This is a genomic window from Paraburkholderia sediminicola, assembly GCF_046030555.1.
Lineage (GTDB): Bacteria > Pseudomonadota > Gammaproteobacteria > Burkholderiales > Burkholderiaceae > Paraburkholderia > Paraburkholderia sediminicola_E.
In genome coordinates this window covers 48,588-65,780 of record NZ_JAQQCH010000006.1, presented here as the reverse complement: position 1 = coordinate 65,780, position 17,193 = coordinate 48,588, and the positions used below count along the sequence as shown (strand labels likewise).

At 62.2% G+C, this 17,193-nt stretch carries 16 protein-coding genes; 5 read left to right on the top strand and 11 right to left on the bottom strand.

Annotation, left to right across the window (positions count from 1 at the left end):
- Positions 1 to 67 precede the first annotated feature (67 nt).
- Complete coding sequence (locus PQQ52_RS11175; RefSeq protein WP_408210463.1) at positions 68 to 1,291, bottom strand: acyl-CoA dehydrogenase family protein; 1,224 nt, start codon at positions 1,289 to 1,291, stop codon at positions 68 to 70.
- A gap of 168 nt (positions 1,292 to 1,459) precedes the next feature.
- Entirely contained in the window at positions 1,460 to 2,233 is a 774-nt protein-coding gene (locus PQQ52_RS11170; protein ID WP_408210460.1) for an SDR family oxidoreductase, read from the bottom strand.
- Positions 2,234 to 2,498: 265 nt separating this feature from the next.
- Between PQQ52_RS11170 and PQQ52_RS11165 the strand changes: the two genes are divergently transcribed.
- The gene (locus PQQ52_RS11165; protein ID WP_408210457.1) at positions 2,499 to 4,304 is read left to right on the top strand and encodes an acyl-CoA dehydrogenase; all 1,806 of its coding nucleotides are present in this window, start codon (positions 2,499 to 2,501) and stop codon (positions 4,302 to 4,304) included.
- Between the two features lie 60 nt (positions 4,305 to 4,364).
- Here the strand turns inward: PQQ52_RS11165 and PQQ52_RS11160 are convergent, their stop codons facing one another.
- Both PQQ52_RS11160 and PQQ52_RS11155 read right to left on the bottom strand, forming a co-directional pair.
- Positions 4,365 to 5,258, bottom strand: coding sequence for an IclR family transcriptional regulator (locus PQQ52_RS11160; protein WP_408210455.1), 894 nt, complete (start codon positions 5,256 to 5,258; stop codon positions 4,365 to 4,367).
- 208 nt (positions 5,259 to 5,466) lie between these two features.
- Positions 5,467 to 6,759 (bottom strand): MFS transporter, encoded by a 1,293-nt coding sequence (locus tag PQQ52_RS11155; protein ID WP_408210453.1) that lies wholly within the window; start codon positions 6,757 to 6,759, stop codon positions 5,467 to 5,469.
- A gap of 204 nt (positions 6,760 to 6,963) precedes the next feature.
- Between PQQ52_RS11155 and PQQ52_RS11150 the strand changes: the two genes are divergently transcribed.
- A complete protein-coding gene (locus tag PQQ52_RS11150) occupies positions 6,964 to 7,329 on the top strand; it encodes a BON domain-containing protein (protein ID WP_408210451.1) in 366 nt (121 codons plus the stop codon).
- A 204-nt stretch (positions 7,330 to 7,533) separates the two neighbouring features.
- On the opposite strand, the gene PQQ52_RS11145 is transcribed toward PQQ52_RS11150, so the two are convergent.
- From PQQ52_RS11145 to PQQ52_RS11120, 6 genes are all read right to left on the bottom strand, one after another.
- Positions 7,534 to 7,749, bottom strand: coding sequence for a YXWGXW repeat-containing protein (locus PQQ52_RS11145; protein WP_408210448.1), 216 nt, complete (start codon positions 7,747 to 7,749; stop codon positions 7,534 to 7,536).
- Between the two features lie 24 nt (positions 7,750 to 7,773).
- On the bottom strand, positions 7,774 to 8,922 hold the full coding sequence (locus tag PQQ52_RS11140; RefSeq protein ID WP_408210445.1) for a DUF1501 domain-containing protein: 1,149 nt from the start codon (positions 8,920 to 8,922) through the stop codon (positions 7,774 to 7,776).
- Between the two features lie 5 nt (positions 8,923 to 8,927).
- Positions 8,928 to 10,496 (bottom strand): DUF1800 domain-containing protein, encoded by a 1,569-nt coding sequence (locus PQQ52_RS11135; RefSeq protein WP_408210442.1) that lies wholly within the window; start codon positions 10,494 to 10,496, stop codon positions 8,928 to 8,930.
- 74 nt (positions 10,497 to 10,570) lie between these two features.
- Positions 10,571 to 11,104, bottom strand: coding sequence for a periplasmic heavy metal sensor (locus PQQ52_RS11130; protein ID WP_408210439.1), 534 nt, complete (start codon positions 11,102 to 11,104; stop codon positions 10,571 to 10,573).
- Entirely contained in the window at positions 11,101 to 11,520 is a 420-nt protein-coding gene (locus PQQ52_RS11125; RefSeq protein ID WP_408210438.1) for a hypothetical protein, read from the bottom strand. Before PQQ52_RS11125 ends, PQQ52_RS11130 begins: the two co-directional genes overlap by 4 nt.
- Positions 11,517 to 12,077, bottom strand: coding sequence for an RNA polymerase sigma factor (locus PQQ52_RS11120; RefSeq protein ID WP_408210435.1), 561 nt, complete (start codon positions 12,075 to 12,077; stop codon positions 11,517 to 11,519). The genes PQQ52_RS11125 and PQQ52_RS11120 overlap by 4 nt, the downstream gene beginning before the upstream one ends.
- Before the next feature lie 389 nt (positions 12,078 to 12,466).
- Between PQQ52_RS11120 and PQQ52_RS11115 the strand changes: the two genes are divergently transcribed.
- The 3 genes from PQQ52_RS11115 (at position 12,467) to PQQ52_RS11105 (ending at position 16,707) form a co-directional block, all read left to right on the top strand.
- The gene (locus PQQ52_RS11115) at positions 12,467 to 14,263 is read left to right on the top strand and encodes a phospholipase C (protein ID WP_408210432.1); all 1,797 of its coding nucleotides are present in this window, start codon (positions 12,467 to 12,469) and stop codon (positions 14,261 to 14,263) included.
- 202 nt (positions 14,264 to 14,465) lie between these two features.
- On the top strand, positions 14,466 to 15,917 hold the full coding sequence (locus PQQ52_RS11110; RefSeq protein WP_408210430.1) for a cytochrome-c peroxidase: 1,452 nt from the start codon (positions 14,466 to 14,468) through the stop codon (positions 15,915 to 15,917).
- Between the two features lie 97 nt (positions 15,918 to 16,014).
- A complete protein-coding gene (locus PQQ52_RS11105) occupies positions 16,015 to 16,707 on the top strand; it encodes an HAD family hydrolase (protein ID WP_408210427.1) in 693 nt (230 codons plus the stop codon).
- A gap of 12 nt (positions 16,708 to 16,719) precedes the next feature.
- Here the strand turns inward: PQQ52_RS11105 and PQQ52_RS11100 are convergent, their stop codons facing one another.
- Positions 16,720 to 17,112 carry a carboxymuconolactone decarboxylase family protein gene (locus tag PQQ52_RS11100; protein WP_408210424.1) on the bottom strand — a complete coding sequence of 131 codons (393 nt, stop codon included), beginning with the start codon at positions 17,110 to 17,112 and terminating at the stop codon, positions 16,720 to 16,722.
- Positions 17,113 to 17,193 lie beyond the last annotated feature (81 nt).

Sequence of the window (17,193 nt, the reverse complement as noted above, 5' to 3'; positions counted from 1 at the left end):
CATTCGCATCCGCCGTCTAGCGGATGCGCCGGCTAATGAGTCAACGGCGTCAACTGCAGGCGCTTCATCAACGCCCGAGGTGGCGCCCAAGCTCCATCTTGGCGATGGCGTTGCGGTGCACCTCGTCGGGGCCATCCGCAAAACGCAGCGTGCGCGAACTCGCATACGCGCGCGCGAGGCCGAAGTCGTCGCTGACCGCGCCGCCGCCATGCACCTGCATCGCCCAGTCGATCACCTGGCACGCCATGCTGGGCGCCGCCACCTTGATCATGGCGATTTCCTGACGCGCGTCCTTGTTGCCGACCGTATCCATCTTGTACGCCGCGTTCAGCACCAGAAAACGCGTCTGGTCGATCATGATGCGGGCATTCGCGATCCTTTCACGTGTGACGCCCTGATCGGCGATCGGCCGACCGAACGCCACGCGCTCCAGCGAACGGCGACACATTGCTTCCAATGCGCGCTCGGCGCGCCCGATCAGGCGCATGCAATGATGGATGCGGCCCGGTCCGAGCCGCCCTTGCGCGATCTCGAAGCCGCGGCCTTCGCCGAGCAGCATATTGCTGGCCGGCACGCGCACGTTTTCAAACGAGATTTCGGCATGACCGTGCGGGGCGTCGTCGTAACCGAATACGGGCAGATGACGCAGCACTTTCACGCCGGGCGTGTCTTTGGGCACCAGAATCATCGACTGCTGCTGATGCCGGTTCGTATGATCCGGGTTGGACTTGCCCATGAAGATCAGCACCTTGCAGCGCGGATCGTTTGCGCCGGAGGTCCACCATTTGCGGCCGTTGAGAATGTATTCGTCGCCGTCGCGTTCAATGCGTGCTTCGATATTGGTCGCATCCGACGACGCCACCTCCGGTTCTGTCATCGCGAATGCTGAGCGGATCGTGCCGTCGAGCAATGGCAACAGCCATTGTTGTTGCTGCTCGGGCGTGGCATAACGCACCAGCGTTTCCATGTTGCCCGTGTCCGGTGCGGAACAGTTGAACGGTTCCGCACCGATATGCGAGCGCCCCATGATTTCGCACAGCGGCGCGTATTCCAGGTTGGTGAGGCCCGCGCCGTATTTCGACTCGGGCAGGAACAGGTTCCACAAGCCGACGGCCTTCGCCTTCTCTTTCAGTTCCTCGATCACCGGCGCGGGCTGCCACCGGTTACCGGATTCACGTGCGGCATCCATCTGCGCTTCGAAGATCGCCTCGGCTGGATAGACGTATTCGTCCATGAAAGCGTTCAGGCGCTGCTGCAAACTCTTGACCTTGTCCGAGTGCTGAAAATCCATACGGCGTCTCCTGTCGACCGGAGTTAGCGCTTTAGCGGTTACTCCGGTCCCATGCAAAGCGGTCGACCGGAGTTAGCGCTTTAGCGGTTACTCCGGTCCCATGCAAAGCTGTTTTGTACGCGAGCGAAGCGCGGCAATTCGCTCGCGCCGTGCCTCGAAACCGATCAGTCAAACAATGATCGAGCCGCCATCCACCGCAAAATACTGCCCGGTGATATGACGCGACGCCTCACTCGCGAGGAACACGACGGGGCCTTTGAGATCCTCATCGCCGCCTAGACGCTGCAAAGGCGTGCGCGAGATGATGGTGTCTTCGAGTTTGTCGAGCAAACCCGCCGACATCTTCGACGGGAAAAAGCCCGGGCAGATCGCGTTGACGTTGATGTTGTACTTGCCCCACTCCGCCGCGAGCGCCCGCGTGAAGTTGATCGCCGCGGCCTTGGACGTGTTGTACGCAATCGTGTTCATGCCGGGCGGCGAACCCTTCAGGCCCGCTACCGAGGCGATATTGATGATCTTGCCGGCACGGCGCGGAATCATGCTGCGCTTACCGACTTCGCGAGCGACAAAAAACGGCGCGTGGACATTCAGGTTCATCACCTTGTGCCACGCTTCGTCGGGATAGTCCTCGGCGGGCGCGCCCCATGTCGCGCCGGCGTTGTTCACGAGAATGTCGATACCACCATGCAGGCCGAGCACTTCATCCACCAGACCAGGGATACCTTCAAAGCGCTGCAGATCGTTGACCACTGTCTGCACCTCGATACCCCGGCTTTGCAGATGCGATTTCGCCTCGGCGAGTTCGTCTGCCTTGCGCGCAGTGATGGCCACGCGGCAGCCCATTTCTCCCAGCGCCTCGGCCATTTGCAGGCCTAGCCCGCGAGAGCCACCGGTGATCAGTGCAACCTTGCCGTCCAGTTGAAACAGGTCTTTCACAGACATTACGACGCTCCTCCAAGTTGTTCTGCAATGCAGACTTATATTCCAGATTATGTGACCATCATACGTGCCGAAATTCGGCGTGTAAATAAAAGCACGCTCATTCACTTTTGATTTAAACTGACTCGCATCGGCGATGGACGGCTCATCGGGACTTACCCGAATGCCGTGCTTTTCAATCGGGCCGCATCAGTGCGAACTCATGTGTTTTTGCGCTTGTCGCGTAGCTGTTCTGCATAGCGGCTCACCTTTAGACGGGTCCTCTCCCATGCAAGATGCGCTGATCATCAACTCGCGTGATCTGGAATTCCAGCTGTTCGAAGTGCTCGAGGCCGAGACGCTCACACAGCGCGCGCGCCACGCCGACCACAGCCGCGAGACCTTCAACGCGGCCCTCGAAACGGCTCATGCGGTTGCAGCCGAAAAGTTCGCGCCACACAACCGCCTCTCGGACGAACACGAGCCGCAGTTCGACGGCCAACGTGTCACCATGCGCGCAGAGGTCAAGGAAGCACTCGACGCGTTCCGCTCCGCGGGTTTCCTCGCGGCGGGTAAAGATTACGAATGGGGCGGCATGCAGTTGCCCTCGGTAATTTCCTTTGCATGCCTGTCGCTCTTCAAGAGCGCCAACATCGCCACCTCGTCTTACGCGATGCTGACCACGGCGAATGCGAACGTGATCGAACGTTTCGGCAGCGCCGCGCAGAAACGCAAGTATCTGCAAGCCTTATTCGAAGGCCGCGCGTTCGGCACGATGGCGCTGACCGAACCGCAAGCGGGCTCGAGCCTCTCGGATCTCGTCACCAGTGCGACGCCCAACGAAGACGGCACCTATTCGATCCGCGGCAACAAGATCTTTATTTCGGGTGGTGATCACGAGTTGAGCGAGAACATCGTGCACCTCGTGCTGGCGCGTATTCCCGGCGGCCCGCCGGGCGTCAAGGGCATTTCGCTCTTCACGGTGCCGAAGTTCCACGTCAACGACGACGGCAGCCTCGGCGGTCGCAACGACGTCGCGCTCGCGGGGCTGATTCACAAGATGGGTTGGCGCGGCACGACATCGACGATGCTGTCGTTTGGTGAACGCGGCGAATGCATCGGCGAACTGGTGGGCGAACCGCATCGCGGTCTCGCTTATATGTTCCACATGATGAACGAGGCACGCATCGGCGTAGGGCTCGGCGCAGTCATGCTCGGCTATCGCGGCTATCTGGCGTCGCTCGACTACGCACGCGAACGGCCGCAAGGACGCCGCCCCGATAACAAGAACCCGCTCGATCCGCAATTGCCGTTGATCGAACATGCCGACGTGCGCCGCATGCTGCTCGCACAAAAGGCCTACGTGGAAGGCGCATACGCGCTATGCCTATACGCGGCGCGCCTCGTCGATGAACAGAATACCGGCGATAGCGAGACGGCGCGCGCCGAAGCGAGCCTGCTGCTCGATCTGCTGACGCCCGTGGTGAAATCGTGGCCCTCGCAGTGGTGCCTCGAAGCGAATAGTCTGGCGATCCAGATTCACGGCGGTTACGGCTATACGCGTGAATATCCGGTGGAACAGTTCTATCGCGACAATCGCCTGAACATGATTCACGAAGGCACGCATGGCATCCAGGCGCTCGATCTGCTGGGCCGCAAAGTGGTCATGAAACAAGGCGCTGCGCTCAAACAGTTGGAACGCGAAATACAGCGTAGCGTTGAATCGTCACGAGCTTATCCGGCGCTGCAGGCGCACGCCGATTCACTCAGCGCGGCATGGAGCGAGTTGACGGGCACGGTCGAAGCATTGTTGCCTACGCTGGCCCGCGAAAGCGACCGCGCGCTCGCCAACGCGAATGCCTTTCTCGAAGCATTCGGCCATATCGTGATTGCGTGGACATGGTTGCGGCAGGCACTCGTCGCAAGCGCTGCGCTACCCGATGCGAAAAGCGGCGCCGATAGTGACTTCTATCGGGGCAAGCTGCATGCTTGCCAGTGGTTCTTCCGTTGGGAATTGCCGCGCGTTTCGCTCATGCTTGCCACGCTGCGCGGCCTCGACGATACGACGCTCAGCATGGCGCCCCAGTGGTTCTGAGTGTTGCGACGCTATTCGGCTGGACGCGGCTCCGTGTGGCGGGACGCCGCTTAATACCGCTCAATGCGACAGCGCGCGTTCCAGCTGCGTCACTACATCGATCAACCGGGGCCGCACTTCTTCGAGCAGGAATTCTTTCGAGAGCTTGAACGAAGGGCCGCCGACATTGATCGCCATGATCGGCAGTTCGCCACCCGGCTGGAAAGCGCGTGCGATGCCGTTCACCTCTTTCTGCCAGTCCCCGAACGAAGTCGTCACGCCGAGCGTGCGGTAGTCTTCGAGCGCATGCTCGATGCCGCGACGGGTTTTCGGCCACGCGACGTGATCGAGCTCACGTACCTGTTCCATGAAGCTGAGACGATCGTGTTCAGGGATCGCCGCGAGCCATGCACGGCCAATCGCCGATGTGGCGACCGGAATACGCGAACCGACTTCCAGCGTCAGCGTGAGCGCAACCGAGGCCCGGCAATTTTCCACGTAGATCATCGAGAGCCGGTCGCGCGTACCCAACGACACCGTTGCCCCGGAGATGTCGGCCAGTTCCTGCATCACCGGCCGGGCAATCTTGCGCACATCGAGCCGTGCCAGCATCGCGCTGCCCAGCGCAAGCGAAGCCGTACCAAGCCGGTATTTGCCGCTCTCTTTCAGGTGAATCAGATAGCCGAGCAGCGTAAGCGTATGCGTCAGGCGCGATACCGTCGATTTCGGCAGCTTGCAACGCAATGCGAGTTCCTGATTGCTCAACGATTTGTCGCCCGAGCGAAAACACGCCAGCACCTCGAGTCCCCGCGCGAGCGCCGTGACGAAATGCCGGTCGTCTTTGTGTGCCTCGTGTGCGGTCCGGCTCGCGAGGACCGGATTGGTTCTCGTGGACGCAGCGGGTTTTTGCGCAGCGTCGCCGGTGTTCGGGACGTCGACCGGATTATCTATCGGGCTGTTATGGGTTTTGTTCAAAATGAAACGCGCTCCCGCGAAACGGCACCATCTGAAGGACACATCGTGGTCCGGATCGAGGGTGAACCGGGCTGCGAAATTATAGTCCGGAGTGACGGTGCGCACGAAATCGGTGCAGACACCTTGTGACGACGTGTCTGAACTGAAGTTCGACGCTGGCTTAACGACCGTACACGACCGTACACGACAGTACAACGCACATCGTTGCTCAGATTTCTTCTTTCGGCGCAGCGACCACCGGGCTGAAAAAATAAACCACCGCGCCGACCGCAAGCGGCACGACAGTCACGGCGAACAGTGCCGAGTAGATCCCCGCGTTCGATAGATGCGCCTGTTTTGCGGCACCCGCGATCCAGCCGAAGCAACTGCTGGTCAGGGCCACACCGAGAAAGACGAGGCTGTTGAGCAGGCCCAAACCGAGCCCGAGCCGGCGTGGCGCAATGATGGCGCGCGCTTGCGACATGACGAGCGGATGGATCGAGCCGACCGAGAACAACACGCATATCAATGCCACGCTGAGCAGCCAGTTACCGTCCGGACTGACAGCGAGCACCAGGGCCGCGAGCACGCCGGCGATCAACCACAGCAGCGAAATAAGCTTGGGCGCGCAGAACCGCACGGCCACAGGAATACAGAACGATGCGGCGATGCCGATCACGCTGGTGACGGTCATCGCATTGCCGCGCGCGATAACGTCGAAACCGTATACGTCAGCAAGATACGGCCCACCCCACGAGGTTCGGAACGTGCTGCCGACCGAGAGCGCGAGGCAAGCCGGCATCAAGGTCCAGAAACCGGTGCGCCGTTTCACTCCATTTGCCGCGTGCTGCGATGCAGCGAGATTGTGCTCATGCGCGGCGGCATCGCGCCGGCGCACGAAGCATACGACGCCAAACGTCGCGCATAGCATGGCGAGTGCCGCCGTGACCATGACCGGACGCCAGCCGAAGCTGGCGGTTGCCCGGCTCAGCGGAAACGCGGCCAGCAGCGCCCCCGCCATGCCGATCGCGCTCGCCGTCGTGACGGCGCGCACATTGCGCGTGCCGTGGCCGGAATGCAGTACGTAATTGAGCAGCCCCATGAAGATGGGCGCGCAACCCAGTCCGATGCCGGCTTGTGCGACGAGCGCAACGGTGGCGCTCGTGGTCATCGAAAGAATGCCGGCACACGCGGCGCCGATGCCCATCAACATTGCGGTCGGTCCGCGCACGCCGTAGCGGTCGAACATGATGCCGACCGGCAGTTGCGCGATAGCGAAGACGAGAAAAAACGAGCCCGCGAACCAGCCGAACATTTGCGGCGAGAAATGGAAATCGCCGATCAGCTGAGTGGAGATCACGGCGATATAGCTGCGGAAAAACTGACTGAGCACGTAGCTGAAGGTCAATGCCCACAGGCCGTAATCGATCGACGATGCAGGGGCATCCGTGCGTGGTTCGTGGAGTTGTTGCTGTACGCCGTCAGCCATCTGCGAAGCGCCTTTGATGATCGAAGCCGCCATGATAGGCGAATCGTGCACTGGGCGGATGGGACAGTTTTTTCAACGCTGGCGCGTTTGCTGGAGTATTGTTTAAGCGCGCTGGGAGCTTCACAACGTCACTCTTCTACAAGACAGTGAACTCCATGCAGGCGGAAAAGTGCTTGCAAGCGCGTGGTTTTTTGCATGCAACGATGCGAAATCAACTTTTCGAGGAATGGAGAAAACGTGAAAACAGTCAATCTATTGAAGGCACTCGGTATCGCATTGTGTGTGGCGACTGCATCCAGTGCCTATGCCCAGGCGAGCGACGCGATGGCGTCGGATGCCATGGCGGCACCGGCGCCGAGTGCGAAGTCGGTAAAGAGCGCGGACCGCAAGTTGGGTCTGACCGTACGCAAGGCTTTGGCGAAAACGCAGGGTTTTGATGTGTCGAACGTGTTCGTCCGGGCCCGCGGCGGCGCGGTAACGTTGACTGGATCGGTGCCTGACGGTGCGCAGATTCCGCAAGCGGAGGAAGTGGCGAAGGGTGTTGCCGGCGTCAAATCGGTGAACAACAAGCTGACCCTCGGCACGCAAGGCGGCGGAGGTTAATCGCGCCAGGCGATGGATGAACGACGACGGGTTGCGATGGGCAGCACCGCAAGAACCAATCTGCGGCGGTGCCCATCGTCCTGATTTTGTCCCGCTATTTGAAACGCTCACCCAGGCGCGATTGCGCGCAATCGACGTATTAGACGCATTAGACGTATCACGTGCCCCATTCGTCATCAGCCGACAACACGCCCGGTGCCGCGATCAGCCCGCCCAGTGTCCCGGTATCCACGCCCAATGATTGCCTTCCCAGCGATAGTGGCCCTTCACCCAGTGATAGCCCGGCGCTGGTGCGACCGGCACCACCTCGACGAGCGGCGCGGGTTGCGGTGGCCGTGCCGGTTCGACGACACAGGCTGACAACAACGCGGCGCACAAACCTGCAAGCGACATGGCGCGAATATTCGATCTGATTTTCATTTGCTCTCCCTGGTGATAATTAAGTTATGCACGCACGAGCCCGGTCACCGGCCGCATTCCCGCGGTCTGGCCAAACAGCGTGCTGGCCGTGCGTTGCGGATCGAGTCCCAGGCTTTCGCTCGCGACGCCGGCGATCAACGCATCCAGCGACATGGTCGGTTTGAGGTCGCGCGCTTCGTAAAGGTCGCCCGGTTTGAGGCCGGGCCAATCGGCGAGCACGCGTCCGCCCGCCACCGATCCACCCAACACCATCGCAACCGAACCGGTGCCATGGTCGGTGCCTCCCGTGCCGTTGGCGGCGGCGGTTCTGCCGAACTCGGTGGCCACCACCACGGTGGTCCTGTTCCACAACGGACCCATGCCGTCGCGCAAGGCCGCGAGCATCGTATCGAGCGCTTTCAACTGATTGGCGAGGCGCGCGTTCTGCGCGGTATGCGTGTCCCAACCGCCGGTTTCGATCATCGCGATACGCGGACCGTCGTCGCGTGACAGAAAGCCAGCGGCGAGCTTGCCGAGGCTCGCCGGGTCCTGACGCGCACCGGCGTCGCCGGCAAGCCCGCGCGCGGTCATTGCCGACTCCCAGAGTGGCCGCAATTGCGCATCCTGGTCGTACAGTTGCGCGACCCGGGTGAGCAGATCGTCAGGCGCCTGCGGCAAGCCCGAGGGCGCGTATGACGTCACCGCCGCCTTGCCGCGCAGCGCCATCGGCACGGTCGGCGCGAAGGCGATCGCGTTCTCGCGCGAGGTGGGCATCGATGCGGCGAGCCGGTTAAGCCAACCGTCCTTCATCTGATACGGCGACGTGCCGCCGGTTTCCAGCACGTTCTGCCCGTCGAAGTGCGAGCGGTCACGATATGGTGACGCCACCGCATGGACGAACAGCGCCTGACGATCCGCGTACATGGCGGCGATCTGCGTGAGCGAGGGATGCAGCGCGAAGGTGCCGTCGAGCCTGGTCGCTTTGGATGGGTCGATTGCGAGCGCACCGCGCAGTGTCGCGTAGGCCGGTTCGGCATACGGCACGACGATGTTCAGCCCATCGGCCGCGCCGCGCTGGATCACGAACACGAAACGGCGATCGGTTGCGACGCTGGCAAAAACGATCTGCGGCGACACGAGAATCGCGCCCGCGCCTGCAGCGGCGACGCTCAGAAATTTGCGGCGTGAAAGCATGGCGTTCATCTCCGTTGAAAATCCGGCGAGACCAGCAGCAGCGCAATCGCCGTCGACGCGCTTTCGGCACGCGACACAGCCGTAGCCGTCGGCGCACTAAGCGAGCCGGCCAGCAAAGTCTGGCCGAGCGAGCGCGCATCGAGCCGGTCGCCGACGCGCGACGCAAAGCGCTGCGCCACTTCGACCCGGCGCACGAGCGCATCGGGCGCCGCCCAGCTCGCGGCGATGTCGTCGTAGCCGGCGGGCGAACCCGGTCGCCATACCGGCTGACCGAGCTGCGTCAGAATGGGCGCGGTCTGCATGTTGCCGATGTCCTGCCAGCCGAGCCCGCGCATCGAAGAAATGGTCCACTCCCACGGCGTCTTGAACTTCACGGCGACCGGTGACCACGCTTGCGGCATGTCGAGCAACGTCCGGTACACGGTCGGCAGATCGCCACCGCTGCTCGCGAACGCGTTCGCGAGCCGCTCACTCACGTCCGGCGGCGGATTGTCCGCGACGAAATGACGGGCGAGCTTGCCGCCGATGTGCTGGGCCGTCGCGGGCGCGCTCGCGAGGTCGTGCAGGATCGCCAGCGCCTGCTCTTCTCCCGGCTGGTCATAGCGGCGACCCATGATGGTTCTCGAGCCCGGCTCGTGCAGCGCAGTGCGAAACACGAACGTGCCGGGGGCGGCGTTCGGCGGCATACGCTGCCGAAGCGGGTTGCCGGGATTGTTCGGATTGCCAGGGTTGCCAGGGTTGCCAGGGTTGGCGGCCAGACTCCAGCCGGTCAGCGCGCGGGCGAATTCGGTGACGTCATCCTGGTTATAGCCACTGCGCACACCGAGCGTGTGCAGCTCCATGATTTCGCGCGCCAGATTCTCGTTCAGACCACGTTTGACGTCAGGATTGCGCTGCGCGGCGCGCATCGCCGCCATGCTGTCCGGTCCGACCGAGCGCGTCTGATCGAGAAACAACTGCATGGCTGGATGACGTTCCACCGCGACCAGCATGTCTTCGAAACGGCCGAGCACGTGCGGACGGATCGCTTCCGCTTCGAATGAGCCGGCCAGTGCGGCGACGCCCGGTTTTTCCGTGGACACCGCGAAGTGGTTTGACCAGAAATGAACCAGCCGTTCGATGAAAGGCGTCTGCGTGGTCAGTGCGCTCGCGACCCGCGCGTTCACCGAGGAACGGTACATGTCGAGAACTTCGCCGCGCAGCGCTTTTCGTTCGGCTTGCTTAGCAGTTTGGGCAGGGGTTTCCGTTGTGCTTTGGCCAGCGGCTTGCGCATTGGTTTGTGCATTGGTCTGCACATTCGCCTGATTGGCGCTCGCGCCTTCGCTGGCGTTCTGCGGATTCTGTGGATTCTGCCGGTTTAGCTGATTCAGCTGCATGCGCTGCTGTGCCAGCTCCGTGGACAGCGCCACCGAATCCGGCTGGCTCGCCCATGCGGCAGGCCGCGGCTGATACTGCTCGAACTGGGCGAGCAGCCACCCTTTCGGGTCGGCGGGCGGCGTGTCGTCGGCACGGGCACCAAGGCCGAAGCGGTTCAGCGCAATCGCCGCGGCATTCATGTTCGGTGAGGTAGCCATACCGTCCTCTTCGGCGTTGGATATTTCTTTAAACGACCGCCACGCTGAAATCCGTCGCGCCCGCCGAGAATTTTTTATCCGCCAGAAGCTTCACTCGAGGTACCGCTTGCAGCCGGCTTTTGTGCCTTCTTCGCATTGGCCGCCGGCTGCGGCTCACGCCACTGGCCGCGCAGCTTCAGGCTGTCGGCGAACTCGACGCGCTCCTCGGGCGACAACGTCGCCGCAAAATCAGCCACACTGCCTTCCACTTGCGCACGCAAGCTGCTGTCGGCCTCACGCGTGCGGGCCAGTGCTGCGTCCAGCGCCGCGCGATCGAACTGCGGCGCGGCGAGCAGACGCAATACGTCGTGCCGCCCTTCGCGCCCCTCGCGGGCGAAGTCCTTGCCCTCGCGGCGTGCATTCTTCAAACCGTCGATAAAGGCCTTCTGACGCTCGGCTGGCAGCGTTTCGGCGGCGAAGCGCAGCGCCGTGCGCTGCTGTGCCAGCACCGGCGTCATCGCACCACGCGCCGCGAACCACTGATAAGCACCGCCGACAATCGCACCCAGCAGAAACACGTTGAGCACCAGCGAAGCCACCAGCACGATTTTCCATGACCGGCCGTTCATTCGCCGCTCCAATCGGCGGACGACCCGCCGAAACTCGAAGTTAAATAAGAAGACTCGTGCACTTGCGGAACCGCCCCTGCCAACACGAAGAACGACACCGCAAACGCACCGGCCACGCCACCGAGCAGTCCGACGCCTGCCACCGCCGCGCCCGACCACCACAAGCGCCGGCGCGGCGCGGCCGGCTGCCGTACCGGTGCGCTGCCGATGATGCGCTGCTGCAACGCCGCGCCCGGCGGATCGACCTTGTCGGCCGCCAGCAACGCGTCGATGCCGGCCGCGTCCGCCAGCAGCGCATCGGCCTCGGCACGATGCGCCGCGGCCCAGGCCTCTCCCGCTGCGCGTTCCTGTTGCGGCCAGCGGCGCGGATCAGCACCGTAGGCTTCGACGATCTGATGGAATCTTTCGGGCGTCATGACTTGTCCTTGCTAAGGCCGCTGCCGGCCAGTTGGGCGCGCAGATTGCGGCGCGCGCGTGCCAGCAGACTTTCCAACGCATCGACCGTGATGCCCATCAGGGCGGCAGCGTCGATGTTCGACATCTCCTGGTAATAGTTGAGCACCAGCGCCTCGCGCTGGCGTGCCGGTAATGCGGCGAGCGCCTCGCGAACGCGCTCGTCCTGGGCGCGCGCTTCGAGGGTGGTGTCGGGCAGCGCGGCAGGGTCGATCTCGTCGGGCATGTCGTCGTACGGGACTTCGCGGCGGCCGCGCAAACGGTCATAGCAAAGATTGAGCGCGACGCGATGTACCCACGTATCGACCTTCGCCTCGCCTTCCCGCCAGCGCGAAGCCTGTTTCCATATCCGCACGAAGACCTCCTGCGCCACGTCTTCCGCTTCCATGCGATCTCCCAGCATGCGCGTGGCGAGCGCGAGCAGACGCGGCAACTTGCGCGCGACGAGCGAGCGCACGGCGGCCGGGTCTTGTCGCGCAACCCCTGCCAGCAGTTCCGCATCGGGATCGCGTTCGCTCAAGGCACGCGGCTCCACATCATGTTGCTCTCTCCCATAAGAGTTGAATTCCTAAGCGGCTCCGTTTCTTGTTGAACGCAGCAGCCGGAGAAATCTGTCGCTTTGATTGGCATGGGCAAGAAACGCGCCGATGCGTGCCCGTCGTAGCCAACCAAACGGTCTTCACATCGCAGGCAATCGAAAGCGTAACGACAGCAAACGTTATTCAATTGAATGGCGCCCGATAGGTAGCGTAATGTTCGCGCCCTCAAATCTTAATCAGCGAGTGTTTCAATGCGCGCTGTTTCTTGCGGTAAGACCACTAGCTGTATTTCTAACAATATCCCCAGCGAACCTCCACACGTGCATCACTGGAAACGCTGAACGGCGAAGTCGAATCTGGAGCCAGTCACATGTTCCGTAGAACCCTCTTACCCATCCCGTTGGCGGCGATGCTTGCGCTCGCAGCTTGCGGCAACAATAGTGTCAGCTCGACGGCGTCGACGCCTGCGGCTGCATCGACACCGGTAGTCACGGTGTCGGCGCAGGACGCCGTCACGACGACCACGCCGATTAAACACGTGGTGGTGATCTTTGGCGAGAACGTCTCGTTCGACCACTACTTCGCGACGTATCCGCAAGCCAGCAACCCGGTTGGCGAGCCGCAATTCACGGCAGCCGCAGGCACACCCGCGGTCAACAACCTCAGCAGCAGCAACCTGATCACCGCGAACCCGAACGCGCTCGCGACCTCGCCGAACACGGCAGGCCGCACGGTCGGTACCGTGGCGATCGCGGGCCTCGGCCTGCCGGCAACCGATCTGCTGCCGTTCCGTCTCGATCGTTCGCAAGCCAATACGTCGAGCCAGAACCACGCGTATGCCGCGGAACAGCTCGCGTATAACAACGGCGCGATGGACTCGTTCCCGCTGTTCACGGCCGCAGGTTCGACGATTGCCGGCAGCACCGGTGCGTTCGGCACGAAGGGCCAGGTGCTCGGCTACTTCGACGGCAATACGGTCACCGCGATGTGGAACTACGCGCAGAACTTCGCGCTGAACCAGAACGCGTACACGGACACGTACGGTCCGTCGACGCCTGGTGCGCTTGAAGTGGTCTCGGGCCAGAACAACGGCGTCGTGGTGACGGGCGGAACCTCGGCCAACGCGATTCCGGATTCGACCGGCGGCTTCACGATGACCGGCGACCTGGACCCGACCGGCGACGTCTGCACGATCGCGGCGAAGAGTTCGCCGACGGGCGCCATGTCGTCGAACAACAAGAACATCGGCGACCTGCTCAACGCGAAGGGTCTGACGTGGGGCGGCTTCATGGGCGGCTTCAATCTGACGACCACTAATGCCAACGGCACGACCGGTTGCGCACGCTCGACATTCTCGCAAGTGCTGAACGCGACCAAGTCCGACTACGTGCAGCATCACGCGTGGTTCCAGTACTACGCGACCACGGCCAACCTCGCGCATACGCGTCCTTCGTCGACGGCAGTGATCGGCGCGACCGATCCGCTCGACAACACCGCAACGCCGGTTCACCACCAGTATGACACCGACGACTTCTTCGCTGCGGTGAAGGCGGGCAATTATCCGTCCGTGAGCTTCCTGAAGGCACCGGCGATCAGCGACGGCCACCCCGGCAACTCGGACCCGATCGACGAGCAGGCATTCGTCACGAAGGTGATCAACTTCCTGCAGCAACAGCCTGACTGGAAGAACACCGCCGTGATCATCGCCTACGATGATTCGGACGGTTGGTACGATCACCGCTATAAGGCGCCGACGAGCTCGTCGTTCGATTCGACCACGGCGCAGTCCGCGGGCGGCGCGACGGTGGCCGGCACTGACAACCTGAGCGGCACGGGTGCGTGTACGGCAGCGGGTGCGGTTCAACCGCAGGGCGTGAATGGTGGCGCAGTGAACGGCCGTTGCGGCCCGGGTACGCGCACGCCGTTTATCGTGGTGTCGCCGTGGGCGAAGGTCAACTTCGTCGACGATACGCCGATCACCCAGGCGTCCGTGGTCAAGTTCATCGAGGACAACTGGCTTGGCGGTCAACGCCTTGGCAATGGTTCGTTCGATGCAACGGCGGGCAGCATCATGAACATGTTCAACTTCTCGGGCTCCGGCAACAATCCGACGGTGTATCTGGATCAGAACCTGGGTACGAAGCTGTCGGCGCCGCCGGCCAGCTGATTCCGGCACGCGTGCGGACTGCCCTTCCGGTGCGCTTTACTTCACGTCATGCACGCGCGCTGTTCGTGCATGACGACACGAAGCGCAGCGCGGGGAAGAACAGGAAACACACCAAGCTGTAGTTAGGCGTCGAGCCAGTGCAAACGTGCTGGCTCGATTTGCTTTTTGATCGCACCAGATCGAATTACTAGTCACCATCGCCATGAATCATCCTTCAGACGCCGTCCTGCCCTCGCATCTGCCTGCTGGCGGTGAGCCGGGTCCCGTCATTACCCGTCGCGCGTGGCTCAGGCTGCTCGCGTGGAGCGCCGCCGGCATCGTGCTCGCGCTCGTCGTGGTTTGCGCGTACGCGCTTGTCTACCCGGAACGGATGCCGCCCGCAGTCGGCGTGATCGTCGAAGAAATCACCGGCGCGAATCCTGCTCCAGTGCATTTGATGCGTCCGCAAGACGCTCCGCTGAGCGCGGTTGCGCTGCTTGGCAAACAGATTTTCTTCGACCAGACGTTGTCGGCGTCGGGTACACAGTCGTGTGCATCGTGTCATTCGGCACAGCATTCGTACGCGCCGGATAACGCATTCCCGGTTCAGCTCGGCGGCGCGCACATGAATCAGGCGGGTTATCGGCCGCCGCCGTCGCTGGCGTATCTGTACCGCCAGGCGCCGTTCAGCATCGGGCCGGATCAGGGCGATACCGATGTGCCTGTCGATATGACGCAACTGGCGTCACAGGCGGCCGGCGTGCAGCGTGCACAGAAGACGGCGCTTGCCGCGCCCGCCGCTCCGGCGATGGTGCCGCAAGGCGGATTGTTCTGGGACGGCCGCGCCGATACGCTGCAAATCCAGGCGATCGGTCCGCTGATGAATCCGGTGGAGATGGCCAATGCGACGGAAGCCGATGTCGCGCACAAGCTGCTGCAAACGAAGTATGTTGACCAGTTTAAACAGATCTTCGGGCCGGGCATCCTCAACAATCCGAGTTTGTTGATCTCGGAAGCCATGTTCGCAGTGGGACGGTATCAGACCGAGGATCAGTCGTTTCATGCCTTTACCAGCAAGTACGATTATTGGCTCGAAGGTAAAGCACGGCTGACGCATGCTGAATTGCATGGCTTGCAGTTGTTCAACGACAAGGACAAGGCTAACTGCGCGGGTTGCCATTTGAGTCAGCCTAGCAAGGATGGCTTGCCGCCAGTGTTTACCGACACGCAGTACGAGGCGCTTGGCGTGCCGCGTAATCCGGCCATTCCGGCCAACAAGGATCCGAAGTTCTTCGATATGGGCGTGTGCGGGCCGTTCCGCGACGACATGACGAAGGAAACGCAGTACTGCGGCATGTTCCTGACACCGACCCTGCGCAACGTTGCCGAGCGTAAGGTGTACTTCCATAACGGCGTGTATCACGACCTCAAGCAGGTCATGGACTTCTACAACCTGCGCAATACGGCGCCTGAGAAGATCTATCCGCGCGATGCTTCCGGGAAGGTACAGAAGTACAACGATCTACCGGCGCAGTATCACGCCAATGTGGATATCGCCGACGCGCCGTTCGATCGCAAGTTCGGTGATCAACCGGCCATGACGGATCAGGATATTCAGGACATCATCGCGTTTATGAAAACGCTGAGTGACGGGTATAAGGCTTCAGGGTCCTGATCTTCCGCAGGGGCCGGTCACATGGCCTTTGTGCAGCGTCGTGCGAGCCGGTGAGGTATCCTTGCCGGTTCCGCGACCTCTATCCGTACCCTGCCCGATGGCTGATTTCCCTTTCGACGCCGTACTTTTCGACTGCGACGGCGTGCTCGTCGACTCCGAACCCATCACCAACCGCGTGCTGACCGAGATGCTCGGCGAGTTGGGTTGGCAACTGACCGTTGAAGAGGCAATGCGCATTTTTGTCGGCAAGGCCGTCAAAGATGAAGCCGCACTCATCGAAGCGCGCACCGGCTTCGCGATTACGACGGATTGGCTCATGCAGTTTCGCGCGCGCCGTAACGAAGCGCTCGATCGCGAGTTGATGGCGATTGACGGCGCGGCGTCAGCCGTGCGTGCGCTTTACGCGACGCTTGACGGACGCATTGCTGTCGCGTCGGGCGCCGATCGCATCAAAGTGGAATTGCAACTGGTGAAGGCCGGTATTCTCGACTGCTTCGAAGGACGCATCTTCAGCGGCCACGAAACACCGCGCAACAAGCCGTATCCCGATGTCTACCTCGCCGCAGCCGCGGGGGTCGGCATAGAACCGCAACGTTGCGCCGTGGTGGACGATACCGTCACGGGCGTGACGGCAGGCGTGGCCGCCGGTGCCACAGTGTTCGGCTATTGTCCGAAAGAACTGAGCCACAGCAGCGCCACTGCCTTGCATGGCGCGGGCGCGATTCACGTCTTCCGGGACATGGCCGAATTGCCCGCCTTGCTCGCCGGATGGCATGGCGTGCAAGGCTGAGGGCACGCGCCGTTACTCGAACGCAGGATCGATCGGTACGCGATATCCCACCGCGAGGCGGTTAGTCTCATTCGCCATGCCGACCACGGCCAGCAGCTCGCCGAACATCTCGTCGCTCATGCCGGCGCGGCGGGCCGCAGCCGTATGACTCGCGACACAGTAACCGCAGTTGTTCGTCACGCTCACGGCAACGTAGAGCAATTCCTTGATCAGCGGATCGAGCGCACCCGGCGCCATCACGTCTTTCAGACTGTCCCACGTGCGAGCCAGCGTAGGTGGATGCTGGGCGATGTACTTCCAGAAGTTATTGACGTCGTCGACCTGGCGGGTCTGCTTGATGTCGTCGTAGACGGCTTTGACTTCGGGCGACGCGGCGGAATATTCCACGGCTTTAAGCTGGCTCATACGTCCTCCTTTCCTTGCTAACCGGAATCGGCGATTCGCGCGCGAGTGGCGCGGGCTTGCCTATTGTGCCTGGATTTTCGA